Source organism: Moorena sp. SIO2C4 (assembly GCF_010672485.1).
In the GTDB taxonomy this organism is placed as follows: domain Bacteria; phylum Cyanobacteriota; class Cyanobacteriia; order Cyanobacteriales; family Coleofasciculaceae; genus Moorena; species Moorena producens.
Genome location: NZ_JAAHGN010001437.1, coordinates 1 through 1,440, shown reverse-complemented (window position 1 = coordinate 1,440; position 1,440 = coordinate 1). Strand labels below are relative to the sequence as shown.

The following is a 1,440-nucleotide window of genomic DNA, read 5'->3' as shown; positions in this document are numbered from 1 at the left end:
TAGTCCTGCCAGGTTGTTGAGGCTGGTGGCCACATGGGGGTGTTCCTCTCCTAGCAAGCGTTTGCTAAGGTCTAAGGATTGCCGGTAGAGGGGTTCGGCCTCTTGGTACCTGCCCTGGCTGTCGTACAGTCCTGCCAGGTTGTTGAGGCTGGTGGCCACATCGGGGTGTTGCTCTCCTAGCACCTGTTTCCTAAGGTCTAAGGCTTGCTGGTAGAGGGGTTCGGCCTCTTGGTACCTGCCCTGGCTTGAGTACAGTCCCGCCAGGTTGTTGAGGCTGGTGGCCACATCAGAGTTTTCCTCTCCTAGCACCCGTTTCCTAAGGTCTAAGGCTTGCTGGTAGAGGGGTTCGGCCTCTTGGTACCTACCTTGGCTAGAGTACAGTCCTGCCAGGTGGTTGAGGCTGGTGGCCACATCGGGGTGTTCCTCTCCTAGCAAGCGTTTTCTAAGGTCTAAGGCTTGCTGGTAGAGGGGTTCGGCTTCTTGGTACCTGCCCTGGCTATAGTACAGTGCTGCCAGGTAGTTGAGGCTGCTGGCCACCAGAGGGTGTTCCTCTCCTAGGACTTGTTGCCAAATCCCTAATGCTCTTTCTGCTAGGGGGATAGCTTCTGAGTACTTTCGTTGTTGTCCAAGTTCCAACACTTGCTGAGTAAGTCGAAATGCTTCTGCTAGTTTTCTTTTAATTACAGATTCGGTTAGCTCAGTTGATGGTGAGCTTTCTTGGGCTTGGGCTATACTCATCTGTCCCCATGGTGGCAGGGGAACTGCTCTGATCCCGATCACACCGACTATGGTAGCCGCCATCAGCCCTGGGTTGATTAGGATTTTTGGCTTCATGAACGATTAGCTCCCTAAAATCTTAACCATTTGTTGTTCCAATTGACCTGCCCTGACCTGATCTCCCAAGGTTTGATAAACCTCTTTCCCTTGCTCTAGCCACGCGATCGCTTCATTCTTCTGGCCGATAATCCCACTGGTAACTGCCAGTCCCCCAAGCACTTGAGCTTGAGTATCTAAATCTCCCGCTGCCTTGGCCAGTTCTAGGGCTTGCCGGTAACGCTCCCTAGCTAGGCGATTTAATCCCACCTGTTGGTAAATGTCCCCCAGAAGTTGATAAACCCGGATCGACTCAAGTCCATCAGCTAAAGCTGTTTCCAGCAGGTTAATGGCTTCAGCGTTTAAGTCATTGCTGCGGTACAAATGAGCCAAGGCTAGTGCTTCTGCTGGCTTACTCAACTGCTTTTGCTTAATTTGCTCTGCTGCTGCCCTTACCTCCTGGGCTTTTTCCTGACCGAGGATGCTAAACCCGAAACTCCCTTCATCTTTAGAACTTTTGCCTTGGTCAGTCTTGACAATCAGCCAATAACGAGCACCTGGTTGTAGGGACTGCTTGCCTGAGTAAACTATCTCCGTTGCACTGGTTTCCTGAGTCCACTTCACCCA

General features: G+C 51.9%; 2 protein-coding genes. Both read right to left on the bottom strand.

Going from position 1 to position 1,440, the window contains the following annotated elements; translation table 11 throughout:
• On the bottom strand, positions 1–834 hold an 834-nt coding region (locus tag F6K20_RS38360; RefSeq protein ID WP_287298412.1), incomplete at its 3' end, for a tetratricopeptide repeat protein.
• 6 nt (positions 835–840) lie between these two features.
• Positions 841–1,440 (bottom strand): tetratricopeptide repeat protein (locus F6K20_RS38355; protein ID WP_287298410.1); only part of this gene is annotated, 600 nt, incomplete at its 5' end.